Annotated in this window: 14 protein-coding genes; 3 read left to right on the top strand and 11 right to left on the bottom strand. The window is 60.7% G+C overall.

Annotated elements, in window-relative coordinates:
• Positions 1–131 precede the first annotated feature (131 nt).
• Both ACOQOT_RS14320 and ACOQOT_RS14315 read left to right on the top strand, forming a co-directional pair.
• The gene (locus tag ACOQOT_RS14320; protein WP_420559866.1) at positions 132–1,040 is read left to right on the top strand and encodes an alpha/beta fold hydrolase; all 909 of its coding nucleotides are present in this window, start codon (positions 132–134) and stop codon (positions 1,038–1,040) included.
• 5 nt (positions 1,041–1,045) lie between these two features.
• Positions 1,046–1,951 carry an alpha/beta hydrolase gene (locus tag ACOQOT_RS14315; RefSeq protein WP_420559865.1) on the top strand — a complete coding sequence of 302 codons (906 nt, stop codon included), beginning with the start codon at positions 1,046–1,048 and terminating at the stop codon, positions 1,949–1,951.
• A gap of 75 nt (positions 1,952–2,026) precedes the next feature.
• On the opposite strand, the gene ACOQOT_RS14310 is transcribed toward ACOQOT_RS14315, so the two are convergent.
• The 6 genes from ACOQOT_RS14310 to ACOQOT_RS14285 form a co-directional block, all read right to left on the bottom strand.
• Entirely contained in the window at positions 2,027–2,794 is a 768-nt protein-coding gene (locus tag ACOQOT_RS14310) for an SDR family oxidoreductase (protein ID WP_420559864.1), read from the bottom strand.
• A gap of 135 nt (positions 2,795–2,929) precedes the next feature.
• Complete coding sequence (locus ACOQOT_RS14305) at positions 2,930–3,382, bottom strand: GNAT family N-acetyltransferase (protein ID WP_420559863.1); 453 nt, start codon at positions 3,380–3,382, stop codon at positions 2,930–2,932.
• A gap of 18 nt (positions 3,383–3,400) precedes the next feature.
• Complete coding sequence (gene speB / locus ACOQOT_RS14300) at positions 3,401–4,369, bottom strand: agmatinase (RefSeq protein WP_420559862.1); 969 nt, start codon at positions 4,367–4,369, stop codon at positions 3,401–3,403.
• Positions 4,370–4,517: 148 nt separating this feature from the next.
• Positions 4,518–6,374 carry an acyl-CoA dehydrogenase C-terminal domain-containing protein gene (locus ACOQOT_RS14295; protein WP_420559861.1) on the bottom strand — a complete coding sequence of 619 codons (1,857 nt, stop codon included), beginning with the start codon at positions 6,372–6,374 and terminating at the stop codon, positions 4,518–4,520.
• A 176-nt stretch (positions 6,375–6,550) separates the two neighbouring features.
• Positions 6,551–7,369, bottom strand: a complete 819-nt coding sequence (locus tag ACOQOT_RS14290; protein WP_420559860.1) for an enoyl-CoA hydratase/isomerase family protein — start codon at positions 7,367–7,369, stop codon at positions 6,551–6,553.
• A 126-nt stretch (positions 7,370–7,495) separates the two neighbouring features.
• Complete coding sequence (locus ACOQOT_RS14285; RefSeq protein WP_420559859.1) at positions 7,496–7,876, bottom strand: PilZ domain-containing protein; 381 nt, start codon at positions 7,874–7,876, stop codon at positions 7,496–7,498.
• Positions 7,877–7,971: 95 nt separating this feature from the next.
• Between ACOQOT_RS14285 and ACOQOT_RS14280 the strand changes: the two genes are divergently transcribed.
• The gene (locus tag ACOQOT_RS14280) at positions 7,972–8,385 is read left to right on the top strand and encodes a DUF6165 family protein (RefSeq protein ID WP_420559858.1); all 414 of its coding nucleotides are present in this window, start codon (positions 7,972–7,974) and stop codon (positions 8,383–8,385) included.
• Between the two features lie 179 nt (positions 8,386–8,564).
• On the opposite strand, the gene ACOQOT_RS14275 is transcribed toward ACOQOT_RS14280, so the two are convergent.
• The 5 genes from ACOQOT_RS14275 to ACOQOT_RS14255 all read right to left on the bottom strand — a co-directional run bounded on the left by ACOQOT_RS14275 (position 8,565) and on the right by ACOQOT_RS14255 (position 15,322).
• On the bottom strand, positions 8,565–9,512 hold the full coding sequence (locus tag ACOQOT_RS14275; RefSeq protein ID WP_420559857.1) for a glycosyltransferase family 9 protein: 948 nt from the start codon (positions 9,510–9,512) through the stop codon (positions 8,565–8,567).
• Positions 9,513–9,523: 11 nt separating this feature from the next.
• Complete coding sequence (locus ACOQOT_RS14270) at positions 9,524–10,555, bottom strand: glycosyltransferase (RefSeq protein WP_420559856.1); 1,032 nt, start codon at positions 10,553–10,555, stop codon at positions 9,524–9,526.
• Positions 10,552–11,811 carry an O-antigen ligase family protein gene (locus tag ACOQOT_RS14265; protein WP_420559855.1) on the bottom strand — a complete coding sequence of 420 codons (1,260 nt, stop codon included), beginning with the start codon at positions 11,809–11,811 and terminating at the stop codon, positions 10,552–10,554. The genes ACOQOT_RS14270 and ACOQOT_RS14265 overlap by 4 nt, the downstream gene beginning before the upstream one ends.
• 136 nt (positions 11,812–11,947) lie before the next feature.
• Positions 11,948–14,035, bottom strand: a complete 2,088-nt coding sequence (locus ACOQOT_RS14260) for a TonB-dependent receptor (RefSeq protein ID WP_420559854.1) — start codon at positions 14,033–14,035, stop codon at positions 11,948–11,950.
• A 102-nt stretch (positions 14,036–14,137) separates the two neighbouring features.
• Positions 14,138–15,322 carry a GNAT family N-acetyltransferase gene (locus tag ACOQOT_RS14255; RefSeq protein ID WP_420559853.1) on the bottom strand — a complete coding sequence of 395 codons (1,185 nt, stop codon included), beginning with the start codon at positions 15,320–15,322 and terminating at the stop codon, positions 14,138–14,140.
• Positions 15,323–15,380 lie beyond the last annotated feature (58 nt).

Below are 15,380 nucleotides of genomic sequence, written 5' to 3'. Positions count from 1 at the left end.
CGGTTTTTTGCGGTTTATTGAGGTTCAGATTCCCTGTTTTGGCGCATGGGCACAAGCCCTGCTAAGCTTCCATAAGAAAAATTGATGCCGGCCCGGAATAAGGGCGGTGCAGGCAAAACAGGGAGAAAGAGATGGCGCAGGTCAAAGCGAACGGGATCGATATCGAGGTAGAGCGCTTCGGGCCGGAGGAGCGAGAATGCGTGCTGCTGATCATGGGTGTCGGCGCGCAAATGACGCTCTGGCCGGCGGAGCTTTGCGAGGAGCTCGTGGCACGCGGCTATCACGTGGTGCGGTTCGACAACCGCGATGTCGGCCTTTCCCATAAATTCGACGATAAGGGCGTGCCGGATATGACGGCGCTCATCACCGCGCTGATGAGCGGGGCAACGCCGGATGCCCCATATGCGCTCGATGATATGGCAGCCGATGCCGTGGGCGTGCTCGATGCGCTCGGCATAGACAAGGCGCATATCGTGGGCGCTTCCATGGGCGGCATGATCGCGCAGCTCGTTGCCGCGCTTTATCCTGAGCGCACGCTCAGCCTTACCTCCATCATGTCGACGACGGGTAATCCGGAACTGCCGCAAGCAAAACCCGAAGCCATGGCGGCTCTCACGGCCCCTGCCGCGGACCCGAGCGATCTTGAAGCGGTGGTGCAGCGGGGCATGCATACCTGGAAGACGATCGGCAGCCCGGCCTTCCCGACCTCCGATGAGCAACTGCGCGAATGGATCCTGCGGGACTTTCACCGCTCCTTCCATCCGGACGGCATGGTGCGGCAGATGGCGGCGATCCTTTCAAATGGCGACCGGCGGGCGCGGCTCGCGGGCGTCACCGCGCCGACCGTCGTTCTGCACGGGGAAGATGATCCGCTCGTTCCGCTCGAAGGCGGCAAGGACACGGCAGCCTCCATCAAGGGCGCCGAGCTTGTGACCGTCAAAGGCATGGGCCACGATTTCCCGCTTTCGCTGGTCGGCACATTTGCCGATGCGATCGAGAAAGCCGCCCGCCGGGCAGGTCAGGCGCAGGCAGCGGAGTAAGGCAGATGCAGATCAAAGCCAACGGCATTGCCATTGAGGTGGAAGAGATGGGCCCGAAAGACGGGCCCGCCCTTCTGCTTGTGAACGGGTATACGTCCCAGCTTATCAATTGGCCGCGGCCGCTTCTCGATGGGCTTGTGGCGGAAGGCTTCCGCGTCATCCGTTATGACAACCGCGATGTGGGCCTTTCCCAGAAATTCGAGGAGGGCGGCCAGCCCGATATCAAGGAGGCTTTCAAAGCCGGGCGCAGCGAAGGGCCGATGCCGAAGCTGCCTTACACGCTTTCGGACATGGCGGCGGATGGGATCGGCGTTCTCGATGCGTTGGGTATCGAGAAGGCGCATGTCGCCGGTGTTTCCATGGGCGGTATGATCGTGCAGCTCATGGCGATCGAACATGCAGACCGGCTTTATTCCATGACCTCCATCATGTCCTCGACCGGCAACCCCGCCTTGCCCCCGGCAACGGAGGAGGCACAAAAGGCGCTGAATGAGAAAGCGGCAAGCTCGGCGCGGGCCGATGTCATCGCGACTTCCATCAAAGGGCGGCGGGCGTATGAAAGCCCGGCCTACCGTAAAAGCGATGCGGAATATGAAGTGCTGATCGGCGAGGCCTATGACCGGATGTATTATCCGGAAGGCTATGCCCGCCAATATGCCGCCATTCTGGCCGATGGCAGCCGGGTGGAGCGGCTGAAAAATGTGCGGGTGCCCGCGCTCGTCATTCATGGGCGGGACGACAGTCTCGTGCGGGTGGACGGCGGCATCGATACTGCCAAGCATATTCCAGGCGCTGCGCTGGAGCTCATCGATGGCATGGGGCACGATCTGCCCGAGGCGCTTTGCCCGCGTTTCGTCGAGCTTATCGCAGGTCACGCCAAACGGGCGCTGTCCGCCAAGGCGGCGGAATGAGTTAGATACTGGCCTTCTGCAAATGAAAAAGCCCCGGCAGCGCAGCCGGGGCTTTCTTTTTAGGCCTTTTGAGACTCAGACTTCCGCCGAGCCGCCATCGCAAGGGATGCAGGCGCCCGTTGTGTAGGCGGAAGCGCGCGAGGCGAGGAAGATCGCAACACCTGCAATATCTTCCGGCTCGCCGATGCGCCCGCGCGGGTTCGACTTTTTGATTTCCTCGCCCATCTCCGCCAGTGTTGCCGCCATCATGTTGGAGGGGAAGGGGCCGGGCGCGATGGCATTGACGAGAATGTTTTCGCGCGCCAGCCGGCCGGCAAGGTGCCGGGTCAGCATGATCATGCCAGCTTTCGAAGAAGAATAGGCATAGGTTTCCAAGATCGGCGGCACAATGCCGTTGACCGAGGCGGTGTTGATGACACGGGCCGGGTTTTCATAGGTTGCGGCCTTGCGCAAGAGCGGCAGCAGTTTCTGGATGAGGAAGAAGGGGCCTTTGAGGTTGATGTCGAAAACCTTGTCCCAGCCCTTTTCCGGATACTGGTCGAGCGGCTCACCCCAGGCGGCGCCGGCATTGTTGACGAGGATGTCCAGCTTTTCCTCGCGCGCGGCGATTTCCTTGGCAAAGCCTTCCACGCCTTCCATCGTGCCGAGATCATAAGGCAGCGAGATGCAGGTGCCTTTTTCCGACAGGCGCTCGGCGGTGGCGTTACAAGCCTCGGCCTTGCGCGCGGTGATATAGACCTTGGCGCCGTTTTCCACGAAGCCCGTGGCGATCATTTCGCCGATCCCGCGCGAGCCGCCGGTAACGACCGCGACCTTGCCTTTGATATCGAAGAGATTCTTCATGCCTTCCCCTTAAGTCCTTGACGCCGCAGGCGTCATTTCAGTTTTGATGGGGCGGACCCTAGCATGGGGAAAAGGGGGCAGGAAGGGCGGAATCGCCCGCAAATTCGGCCCACACCTTTGCGGATTTGAGCCGGCTTAAGGAGCGGGCGTTTTAGAGAGAAGGTAGCTTTCGTGATCCTCGTAGCCAAGGCGCTCGTAAAGCGCGCGGGCGCGGGGATTGTGATGGGTCACTTCCAGATACATGCGCCTGAGACCCCGGCGCAGGCACTCTTCTTCCGCGAAATGAAGCGCCTGGGTGCCGAAGCCTTTGCCGCGCCGCTGCGGCGTCACATAGATCTCGTCGATAAAGGCATCGAAGCCGCCATAAAGAATGGAAAAGCCGAGCGTGATGACGACATAGCCCGCCGTTTCTCCATCCTCGCGCATGATCCAGCCGAGCGCGAACTCGTTTCCCGCGCAAAGCTCGTCCAGCGCCCGCCCATGCAGCGCCTCGTCATACGCATGACCGTCATCGATATAATAGGCGCGCACCAGCTCTTCCAGAACTGCGCGGTCCGAAGGGCGGAGGGGGTCGAATGTCAGCGGCATGGGGGGCTCTGTTGCTGGTTATTTGTGTTTCGCTGCATAGAGCGCCAGCATCTGGTAAGCGATGGTGGCGGCTGCCAGCGAAGTGATTTCACTCACATCGTAAATGGGGGCAACTTCCACCACGTCCATGCCGATGATGTTCACGCCTTCGAGAGCGCGCAGCACGTCAAGCACCTGCCGGGTCGTCGGCCCGCCCGCGCAAGGCGTGCCGGTGCCCGGCGCATAGACGGGGTCGAGACAGTCGATATCGAAGGTGAGGTAAGCGGGGTGATCGCCCACTTTTTCTTTCACCGCCTTGGCGATGGCATCCGGCTCCATACGGCAGAACTCGGGCGCGCGGATCATGTTGAAGCCATGGGTCTTTGAATTATGGGTGCGCAGGCCGAGCTGGATGGAGCGTTCGGGTACGATGAGGCCTTGTTCCTTGGCATGATAGAACATGGTGCCATGGTCGATCCGCCCTTCCTCGTCCTCCCAGGTGTCGGAATGGGCATCGAAATGGATGAGCGACAGGGGCCCGTATTTCGCCGCATGGGCGCGGATCAGGGGATAGGTGATGAAATGGTCCCCGCCCAGGGTCAGCATCGCGGTGTCCTCGGCCAGAATGGCGCGGGCATGTTCTTCCATCTTTTCCAGCCAGCTTTCCGGGCGGCCCGGATCGAAGACGCAGTCGCCCGCATCGATAACGGCAAGCTTGTCCAGCGGGTTGAAGTCCCAGCCTTGCGGCCAGTCCCAGGCCAGATTGGTGGAGGCGGCGCGGATACCGCGCGGGCCGAAGCGCGCGCCGGAGCGGCCCGTCGTTGCAAGATCGAAGGGAATGCCCGTCACGGCAATGTCGGCGCCCGTGAGATCGCGGGTATAGCGGGTGCGCAGGAAGGAAAGCGCGCCTGAATAAGTCGGCTCATAGGAGGCGCCATAGGGACGCTCGCGCATGAAGGCGGCGTCACCTTTTTCCTGGCCGACTTGCGAGGCATCGTAATCGCTCATTCCAAAGCTCCTATGCGAAACGGGAGGTCCCGCTTCCTTTTATCTGCCTCATTCTATCCGTCTTCCGGGCGGCCGCGTCAAATGGCATATGCTCAAGAAAAAACCCCGGCACCAAGGCCGGGGTTTGATCTTCGCAATGGAAGCGGACTTAGGCGACGAAAGCGTCTTCGTCCAGTTCCATCAGCGTGTCGGCGCCCATCTGCAGGCGTTCGAGATAAGCAGCCGTGTTCGGCACTTCCCGTTCCAGCCAGTATTTGGCGAGCACGAGCTTGCGCTTGTAGAAATCGGCATTGCCGTCGCCCGCTTCGAGTTTTTCCTGCGCGAGCTTGGCCATCTGCGCCCACATCCAGCCCAGCGTCACGACGCCGAAAATGTTCAGCATTTCATAAGAAGCAGAACCGGCATTGTCGTAATTCTTCGGGGCGTTTTCCATGAGCCAGGTGGCGCCTTTGGTCATGCGCTCATAGCCGGTTTTCAGCGGTTCGATGAAGGGCTTCATCTTCTCGTTGCCTTCGTTTTCCTTGATGAAGGCTTCGATCTTGCCGAAATAGGTCATCAGCGCGCGGCCGCCCTTCATGCTCATCTTCCGGGCCACGAGGTCCAGGGCTTGAATGCCGTTCGCCCCTTCATAGACCTGGTTGATGCGGGCATCGCGCACGAACTGTTCCATGCCGTGGTCGCGCACATAGCCGTGCCCGCCGAAAACCTGCATGGAGTTATTCGCCGCTTCAAAGCCCTTGTCGGTGAAATAGGCTTTGATGACCGGGGTCAGAAGCTGGGAAAGATCGGCGGCTTCTTCGCGCTCTTTTTCATCCGGGCTGTGCTGCTGCACGGTGAAGAGCATGGAGACCCACATGGCCAGCGCGCGGGCGCCTTCCACGAAGGAACGCGAGGAAAGAAGCAGGCGGCGCACATCCGGGAAGACGATGATCGGGTCGGCGCTTGCATCCGGGTTCTTGGCGCCGGTAAGCGCGCGGCCCGCTGTGCGTTCGAGTGCATAAGCTGCACCATTCTGCACGGCAACCTCGCCCACGGCGATGCCCTGAATGCCGACGCCCATGCGCGCGCCGTTCATCATCCCGAACATGCCGGCCATACCGGCCGATTTCGACTTTTTCTTCTCGCCGCCGTCAGCGGATTTCTTCTGCGGCGCGCCGCCCAGCTTATAGGCCACGGCATCGTCGAAATTCATTACGCAGGTGGCCGAGCCCTTGATGCCCATTTTCTTTTCGATGGAGCCGACGGTCACGCCATTGCGCTTCGTCATTTCGCCGGTTTCCGGATCGACGATGAATTTCGGCACCATGAAGAAGTTCACGGTGGAAAGGTCGTTCTGCAGCTTGCCGTCTTCATCCGGGATCTTGGCGATGACCATATGGATGATGTTGTCGGTCATGTCATGATCGCCGCCGGAGATGAAGATCTTCGTGCCGTTCATTTTATAGGTGCCGTCTTCCTGCAGCTCGGCTTTCGTCTTCATAAGCTTCAGGTCGGTGCCGCAATGAGGCTCGGTCAGGCACATGGTGCCGCACCATTCGCCCGACACCATTTTCGGCACGATATGCTCTTTCATCCAGGGCTCGCCCGTGGCGGCAAGTGCGGAATAAGCCGCGTTCGTCAGGCCTGGATACATGGTGAAAGCCTGGTTGGCGGAGGAGCCGATTTCCGAAAAGGCAAAGGTGATGACGGAGGGAAGCGCGGCGCCGCCGAACTCTTCCGGCGCGCCGAGGCGGTTCCAACCGGCTTCGCAATATTGCTGGAAGGCTTCCTTGAAACCTTTCGGGGTGCGGACCACGCCGTTTTCCAGCACGCAGCCTTCCTCGTCGCCGACCTGATTGAGCGGCTGCAGCACTTCTTCGCAGAATTTTGCGCCGCCTTCCAGAATGGCCGTCGTCATATCGGGGGTCAGGTCTTCAAACCCCGGCAGATCGGTGCGTTTGTCGATCTGAAGAAATTCGTGGAACAGGAATTTGAAATCCTCAACCGGTGCCTTATAAGTCGGCATGGCAACCCTCTATTTTCAAAGTTGTCAGTAAAACGCGCGGAGTGTACCGAAAACGGCCCGCGAGTCGAGCCCCAAAACCGCCGGGGCCGGGTCAAATCGGGCCGATCCAGGCGCACTTTCCCGGATATAGGCCTCTCGGCCCCTGCGTTAATGGGCGCCCACTCTACCCCCGCCGCTCAGCTATTGGTATAGGCGGGCGCACGTTTTTCCAGAAAGGCGCCGACCCCTTCCTTGAAATCGCGGGTCTGGGCGCAAAGGATCTGGTTGCGGTCTTCCATTGCAATGGCCGCCTCGAGCGAGCCGGCATCGACGCTCATATTGAGGCATTCCTTGGTAAGGCGCAGGCCGAGCGGGGATGTGGTGAGCATTTCCTCGATATAAGGGCGCGCGGCTTCCACCAGCTTGTCATCGGGCACGATCTCGCTGACAAGGCCCGTTGCCAGCGCGCGCTGGGCATGGATGAAGCGGCCCGTCATCATCAGTTCCGAGGCAACGGAAACACCAACGAGGCGGGGCAGGAAATAGCTCACCCCGATATCACAGGCCGAAAGGCCGATACGGATGAAGGCGGCATTCATTTTCGCGCTTTCCCCTGCAATGCGGATGTCGGAGGCAAGCGCCATGGCAAAGCCGCCGCCACAGGCCGGCCCATGAATGAGCGAGACGATGGCCTGCGGGCAGCGGCGCATGCGCATGACGATTTCGGAAATCCGGCGCTGGCTGACAAGGCCCGATTGGGGGGAGGCCGAGGCGCTTTCCACCCCGCTATCGGCACGGTTCGGGCGCTCTTTGAGGTCGAGCCCGGCGCAATAGGCGCGGCCCGCCCCTTTCAGCACCACCACGCGCACCTCATGGTTCATGTAAAGCGAGCCGAAATAATCCAGAAGATCGTCGACCATTTGCGTGTCGAGCGCATTCAGCTGATCCGGGCGGTTGAAGGTGACCCAATCGACGCCGCCTTCTTTTTCGATTTTCAGAGTGTTGTAGCTCGCCATGACGTTTCCCTCTTTTTGAATGTTGGTGTTGAGGGAAGTTTAGGCGGGGCGTTTCTTTCTGTCAGGCTTTGCGGGTGCTTCCCCGCCTTGACGCAGCGTCGCCGCGGCGGCCTCATTGTTCGTTACTCAGGGCCGCTCCGCAGGCTCGCCCGCATGGGCTGTCTCATCGAGTTCGCGCAGGAATGCAGGATCGAGATTGAGCCAGCGGAAGGCGAGCCGCCCGTCCGGCATGCGCCGCACGAGATCGGCATAAAAGGGCGTGCGTTTCGATCCGGCGGCCCAGCCGGCTTCTCCTTTGACGATAGTGCCGACCCGCAGGTCGAGCCCCTCGGCTTCCAGCGCCACACCGCCCGCTGACCAATCTTTGGCGGTCGCCGTGAAACCGCGAATTTGCACTTCGAGCCAGGGAAAGGAAGTGCGCCGGTAGCGCCGGTTCTCCACGATCGCCACGGAACGCTCGGCCTTCTGCTTCGTGCGGGCAAACCATCTGGCGGGAAATGACAGCATCGGGATGCAATGTCCTTTTAGGGCTGAAAAGCCCGTCAGTGTCCGTTATAACCGGCGGGCATACTAACAGTTGCTGTTCGGGAAGGGGAGTTACCATGGCGCAAGGCAGTTCAGAGGCCAAACCCATTTTCATCGAGGTCGGGGCAGGCGAGCTGATCGATAAAATCACGATCCTGCGCATCAAGTCCGAACGGATGAGCGATGAGGCCAAGCTGAAGAATGTGCGCCACGAGCTTGACGTCCTTTCCAAAGCCCGCTCCGAAAATCTCGATGATACGGAAGAGCTGCGCAAGCTCGAGGCCGAGCTGAAAAAAATCAACGAAGCGCTTTGGGTGATCGAGGACGACATTCGCGAGTGCGAAGCGCGCAAGGATTTCGGCGACACGTTCGTCGAGCTTGCCCGCGCGGTTTACAAGACGAACGACAAACGCGCCGCGGTGAAGAAGGACATCAACCTTCTGACGGGTGCTTCCATCGTCGAAGAAAAGTCCTATACGGAATTCGAGTAAGGGCGCTGCTTTACGCGCGGCGCTGAAGGCGCTCCCATATTCCGATTATCCTTCAGGCACAATTGTCACCCCGGCTTTATGCCGGGGTCCATATGGGCGGTTCCCCATTCCGAGAGGTCGATGGACCCCGGGTCAGGCCCGGGGTGACAGCTGTTCTTGTGGTTACGCTGTGCTGGAAATCATCCCGCCTGCTCCAGTTTCTGCATCACCTGCGCGAAAACTTCCTCCGCCGAAAGATCCTCAAGCTTTTCCACCTGCAGCGCGCCGAAACGCTCGGTGATGATGCCGGTGCGTTCGGCATCGAGATGCGAACCGAAAAGCCCGAAGCCGCGCGCGCCGATATGGGCCGCAAGGTGTGAGGGGCCGGTATCATTGCCGATGACGAAGGCGGCGCCCTTCAGGACACCTGCAAGTTTGAACCAGTCGAGATAATTCTCACCCGTCAGCATGATCGAGGGGAGCGCCCGGCAAAGCTCCAGCTCGTCCGGTCCCGGCACGGTGACGGTCTGATAGCCTGCTGACTGCAGTTTTCCGGCAAGTTCGGCATAATAGGGCCAGCGTTTTTGCGGGTGCTTGGCCGAGCAGCCGGGAATGAGGACGATGTAGCCGGGCCGCACCCCTGCCTCAGCCAGTATGGCGCTTACATCTTCGGCCATCCAGGAGACATCGGGCGCGGCGGCATGGCGCACCTCAAGACCCGCATCGCGCAATTGCGTGGCAAAACGGGGGAGCCCCTGAATTTGCTTCGGGTCCTGTGTGTGGCGGCGGTGGCTTGCGCCTTTCACCTTCCCCGACCAGGCAACAGGCGGGAAGAGATGGTTGAAGTAGAAGGCGGTGCGCTCATTGTTCTGAAAATCGACGATAAAATCGAAAGGCTGCGCGCGCAGCCGGCGGTGCAGCGTCCACATTTTATCGAGGCGCCAGCGGGGCGGGCGGGCATCGAGAAAAATATCGTCGATCCAGGGGCAGCGCGCGAAAATCTTGTGAAAGGGCGGCGAGGTCATGACCGTGATACGGGCATCCGGATAATTCAGCCGCACGTCATGCACCGCGCCTTCCACCTGAATGATGTCGCCAAAGGCGCCATGCTTGATGATCAGGATATTTTTTGCGTCGGGGCGCTGCATGGTCTTACCGCTTAGCGTGTGCGTACGAGATGCTCGTAAAGGTGCCGGTAGGTTTCCACCACGGCCTTTTCAGTGAATTGCGCCTCGAAGCGTTCATAGCCGTTGCCGACCATTTCAGCGGCAAGTGTCTTGTCGGTGAGCACCTGATTGATCGCCTGCGCCAAGCCTTTGGCATCATCGATGGGCACGAGCATCCCGTCCTTGCCGTGGTTGATCATTTCGGCAGGGCCTGAGCTTGCCGCGGCGACGAGCGGTTTGCGGTGAGCCCAGGCTTCCACGGTCACGGTGCCGTTCGGCTCATAGCGGGAAGGAAAGACGCACATATCCGCGGCATTGAGGAGCGCCGTGCGGTCGTTGCGCCAGCCGAGAAAACGCACCCGTCCATCGAGACCTAGGCTGGTGCATTGCGCTTTAAGCTCGCCCTCGAGCGGCCCGTCGCCGGCAATCCAAAGGTAAGCGCCGGGAACGTCCGTCATGGCATGCAAAAGTACATCGAGCCCTTTGGCCTGATGCAGGCGGCCGAGGGCGACGAGAAGCGGGGCATCTTCAGGTGTGTCGAGTGCGGCGCGGTCCGCCGGGGCCATGTCTTCCACGCGGGAGAAGTTCGGTACGTAATGCACCCTGTCTTCCGGCCAGCCGCAATCTTTCAGATATTTGACGATGCCCGGCACGATGCCGATGACATGATCGTGGTGCTTGTAATATTTCATGTCGTAATAACCGCCGAAGCGGGCGAGCTTGACGAAATCGCCGTTCGGGCAGCGCTCGGCAGCACGGTTCATCCAGGTCATGACGACATCGGGTTCGATCTCCCGGATATAGCGGCGCAGGCCAAGGGCGGTGCCGATATCCCATCTGCCGAAGGGGAAGGTCTGAAGCGGCGCGCCGGCAGCCTTCAGCGCCGCTTCGCGGTCTTCATGCGCGCGCAGACCGAAATGCACATCGAAGCCTGCCTTTTTAAGCGCGACGCCCAGCGTGACATAAAAAGTCTCGGCCCCGCCGGCCGGCGAGCCGGCCATGAGCTGTAAGGAGCGGACACTCATTCCGCCTCTCCCTTTTGTGCAGGCTGTGAGCCGGTCTCGTCATCCGCCACGAGCCGCGTCAGCGCCACGGCGCCGGCCATGATGCAGACCCACCAGCTCTGCCAGAGCCCATAGGTGATGCAAAGAACGAAGAAGAAGGCGGCGAAGCTTGCGATCATGGCGGGGCGATGGCGGGCCTCAAAGCGGGTGATCTTTCTCGTCAGCAGCGCCCAGGCGGCTGCGGCAAGGCCCGCGCCGATCAGCCCGAATTCCAGCCATATCTGCAAAATTCCGTTATGGGGGTGGTGGAATTTCGCGCGGGTCAGGTAAGCCATGTCCGTCGACCAGTCGGTAATGAAACGCGCCGCTTCCACGCCGCAGCCGTAGATGGGCGAGCCGAGGATTTTGTGGCTCACCGCATACCAGATATCGAGCCGCGCGCCGACGGACGCGGCATCCCAATCGAGGCTTCTATTGGCATCGAGTATGGACAACCCAACGAAAAGAAACGGCATGGCCAGAATAACAAGCGCGCCCCCAAAGCTGGTGAGGTTTAGCGCAAAACGGGGGAGTGCTACGGCAATGCCGTAAGCCACAAGCCAGACGAGAACGCCCGCCGCCGTCGACTGGCTGGGCGACAGCGCGAAGATGACGAACAGTACGCCGATATAGAGCCAGGCGGTGCGTGTCTGATCAAGGCCGCGCCAGGCAAGAAAAACTGCGCCTGTCAAAAGCAACATGACGGTGGCCGGTTTGTTGGAAGCGTTGAGTTTGATTGCGGCAATCTCGTCTGGGTTAAGGAGGGCATAAAGCCCGCCGCGTGTTGCCACATGAAAAGCAAGCAGAAGAAGGGCAACGAGTGTGCCGGCGGTCAGCGCCTTGGCGATCCAGGGGCGGCGCGTTTTATCCGGGGAGGCGATCAGCACTAGGGCGCCGCCGAGGGGAATGAAAAGCGCCAGCTTGGAAAGCCGCTCAAGCGCAAAATCGGGATTGGGCGCCCAGAGGCTGCTTGCGCCGGTGAGGACAAGGGCGGCAATGACGAAGAGCCAGCTTGCGGAGCGCAGGGAGGCAAGCTCACGGCTTTTCCAGAAATGCGCGCCTAGAATGAGAATGGCCATGACCGGAATGAGAGCGCCGGTGCCGCGCGGGGAAAGAAAGGCGAGCCACGGGCAGAGAAATGCCAGAAGCGCAAAGCCTGCGCCGGCCGGGTCGATTTTCAGAAATTCGGGAAAGGAGGCGGCTGCCTCGGAGCTTTGCTTTTGGGTCGGCGCGGTCATTCTGTCCCCGGGGATGATTATCGGCGCGCCACCATATCACCATCTGCCGGATAAACTAGAGCCGGAGGCGGCCTAAGCGTTGCTCAGGCTGCCCCCGGCTCCGGGCCCGGGAGGGCTGGGAAGCCCCCGGGGAGGCTTAGAATTTCAGTGTCGCCACCAGGCGCACGTCGCGGCCGGGTTGCAGCACATCGTTCTTCTTGAAGGAGACGTGGTTGCGCACGTCATCGTCGAGAAGGTTGCGCCCTTCGAGGGCAAGGTTCAGCTGAAGCGCGCTGTCCGGCAGGTCGAGATTGTAACGGGCATCGGCATTGAGAAGCGTATAGCCCGCCGTTTCCGTTTCCCCGGCGCCCAGATCGTCCTGTTCTTCGGCGCGCAGGAAACCGAGGCGCGTGAAGATGGCATCGGTCTTGTAATAGACCCCCGCGCCATAGCGCATGGGCGGAATGCGGGGTACGTTACCGCCCGTGTCGAGCTTCGCACGCACGTAATCGGCCTGACCGTCAAAGCCCAGAATGCCGTGACCAAGGGTGAAGGCGTCCCATTCCGCGCTCAGCTCCAGGCCGGTGAAGCGCGCATCTTCCTGAGAAAAGAGAACTTGATCGAGCTCGCTGCCCGCGCCGAGCGGGGTGCAGCTTGCAAAATCATCGTCGCAGGTTTCTCCCGTCAGACGCTTGAAGATGAAGTCGTCATAATCGGTGTAATAGGCGGCGGTTTCGAAGCGGAAGGGGCCGTCCGTTTTCCGCAGAGAGATTTCTGCCGAATAGGCCCGTTCCTCACCCAGATTGGGATCGCCGATCTCGAAAGTTTCGGTTGCCTCATGCGGGCCTTTGGAGAAGAGCTCCAGCGCGTCGGGCGCCCGCTCCACAGCCTGCACCGTGCCGCCCAGGACAAACCCGCCATCGAGTTTTGCGACAAGCCCGGCCGAGCCGCTCAGCGTCGTGAAGTCGCGGGAAGCGGCAAACTCGGTGTCCGTCGCGGTGTCGAGCGCGGTACCGTCCACTTCCGTTTCCTCGATGCGCCCGCCCAGCTCGAGCGTAAGGTTCGAGGTAAGCGGCGTTTCCTCGAAGATGAAGAACGCGGTGCGGCGGGTATTGCTCGGCGCAATGAGCTCGCCCCCTTCACCGGCCGCCGAAAGATCGCGGTCATACCATTGCAGCCCGATCGCTCCCTCGAAGGGGCCGACTTTGGGATGCAGCAATTCGGCGCGCAGTTCGGTTTCTTCATTGTCGAAGCGCGAGCCGATGGCGCCGCCGGACACCTCGTCATGGGTGTAATCGGAATAGCTGCCGGAAAGGCGCAGTGTCTCGCCCCAACCGGTCAGATTGTCGATCTCGCTTTCGGCGGCGTATTTGATCTGCTCCATCTCGATGGTGATGGGGCTTGCCGGATTTTCCGGTGCCGGGATGCCGTATTCGCTGTCGAATTTGGAAACCGAGGCGCCGAAATAGCCCCAATCGGCAATGTAGGAAGCACCGACGGCCTGGCCGTTCGATTCCGTTTCGGTAAAACGCTGCTCGCCCTGCGGGGTGTCGTAATCCTGGGTGTTGCGGTTGAAGGCGTCGGCATGGACGGCAATGTTGCCGGCGCCGCCATCCAGCAGCAGCGATTCCTGATGGCCGTCATCGACGGAGGAAAGGCGGCCCGAGGCTTCGCCCGTCACGGTTTTTTCCGGCAGGGCTTTGGGGATGCGGTTATTGAGAATATTGACGGCGCCGCCAATCGCTTCGCTGCCATAGCGCAGCACGGCGGGCCCGCGGATTACTTCGATGCGCTCGGCTGAGAGCGGGTCGATGGGCACGCCGTGGTCTTCGGAAAGGGCGGAGGCACCGTTAAGGCCCAGCCCGTTTTCCTGAATGCGTACCCGGAAATTATCGAGCCCGCGGATCACCGGGCGGCTCGCGCCCCGCGCAAAGGAGGAGGCGGAAATGCCGGGCTCATGCTGCAAAAGCTCGCCAAGCGAGGCGTTGTTGCCGCTGAGAATGTCGTCCCGGCTGAGCCGTTCCACCGGCGTGGCGAGGTCCTCCGGCGCTTTGGCAAGGGGGCTTGCGGTTACGACGATGTCGCTGGCGGCAATCCGGGCCGGGGGTTCGGCAGAAGCTTCTGCCGTGTCCTGGGCGAAAGCCGGTGCGGCAATGGCCTGCGCGCTAAGTGCCAGCAGGCTGGCGCTGGCAAGCAGGGTGGAACGGCGTGCGTTTTTGCACGCCAAACGGATGAGCAGTGGCATGACAGTCCCCTCTCTATGAATGTTATGTTATTACATAACATTCAAGGCACGGTATGAAAAGGCTTCTTTGAGAGAGGGCAAACGGCACAAAAAAGGGAGGCTTTAGCCCCGGCGCAGCTGCCCGAGCTTCTTGCGGACGTTTTGGGCGAGAGCCCAGGCGCGGGGGGATTGCTTCAAGAAGCGCTTGATGCGGGCGGCAAGGCGCAGGGGCGCAAGCGCCAGAAGGCCTTTCAGGCTCGATGCTGCTTTATAATCGTAGAGCGGGAAATGCAGCTCGCACCAATCGTCTTTGTAAGCCTCATCGCCGATGGAAAAGTCGAATGTGTGGATGTTGCCCGCTTTCGTTTCCTTTTCCAGAAGATCGAGAAGAAAGAGACTGCCCGGTGAATATTTGCCGCTCGGCGACGTGGTGAAGCCGCCCAGCACATAATAATAATGACCGCGGAACCGGGCGCCCCAGTTTGTTGCGGCGATCTCTTCGCCGACGCGTAAGTGACTGACATCGATGAGCCCGCTCTGCGCATGGGCCTTTGCCATCTGCCGGTAAAAATCCGTATAGCCCGGTTTTTTCAGAAAGCTCGTAATGCCGCAATCGGCGAAGAAGGCGTTCTTCTGTTCGAAGAGCGCATCGAGCGAGGTGTCGATTTCGGCTGCGCTCTGGGGCATCTCGTAGGAAAGCTCGCCAAGGCGTTTTAGATTGTTGCGCCGGTTGCGGTCGCGTTTGCGGGTGCTCGAAGAGCGTTTGGATTTGTAATAGTTCTCCCAGTCTTGCCCGAGCCTCGTCATATGCGTGCCGGCGGGATGAAGATCGGGGCCGATCTCCATGAAGGGATTGTCCGTGCCTTGGATGTGCGCCGGCTGTTTGCCGAGGTCGATAAGATCATGCGCGGGCAAGGCGGCGCGGATCTCTTTCCAAAGCGCGCTGAAGGTTTGGGGCGCAAGCGCTGCGCGCCAATCGGGTGCAAGAAGCGGAGCCTGATAATCGGCAGTATCGCCCCCCAGCCAGATGAGCTTTGTGAGCGCGCCTTTCTCTTCAAGCGCGAAGGGTAAGAGCATGAGCGGTGCGCCGCGGCTTGTCTCTACGGCAACGATGAGCGGGCGCAGGTTTTCGGCCTTGCCCACCGTCTCCTGAAAGGTCTTCACCCAGGCATAGGTCTGAAAGACGTGGAGGGCGGCCTCTTTCTCGAAGGCCGTCCAGAAAGGCTCAGCCTCTTCAAGCGATGTGAAAAGCGTCAGACGGGCAGAGGTGGCGGCGCGCGCGCTTTGCGGCACTGCGGGCCGTGCCACAGTGCCATTGCTTTTTACGCCTGTGTCGAATGGGAGCGCGCGCATCCTTCGTGTCCCC

This window comes from Tepidicaulis sp., from assembly GCF_965222285.1.
In the GTDB taxonomy this organism is placed as follows: domain Bacteria; phylum Pseudomonadota; class Alphaproteobacteria; order Parvibaculales; family Parvibaculaceae; genus Tepidicaulis.
The sequence above is the reverse complement of the archived record's forward strand: the minus strand, read 5'-3'. Positions and strand labels throughout refer to the sequence as shown.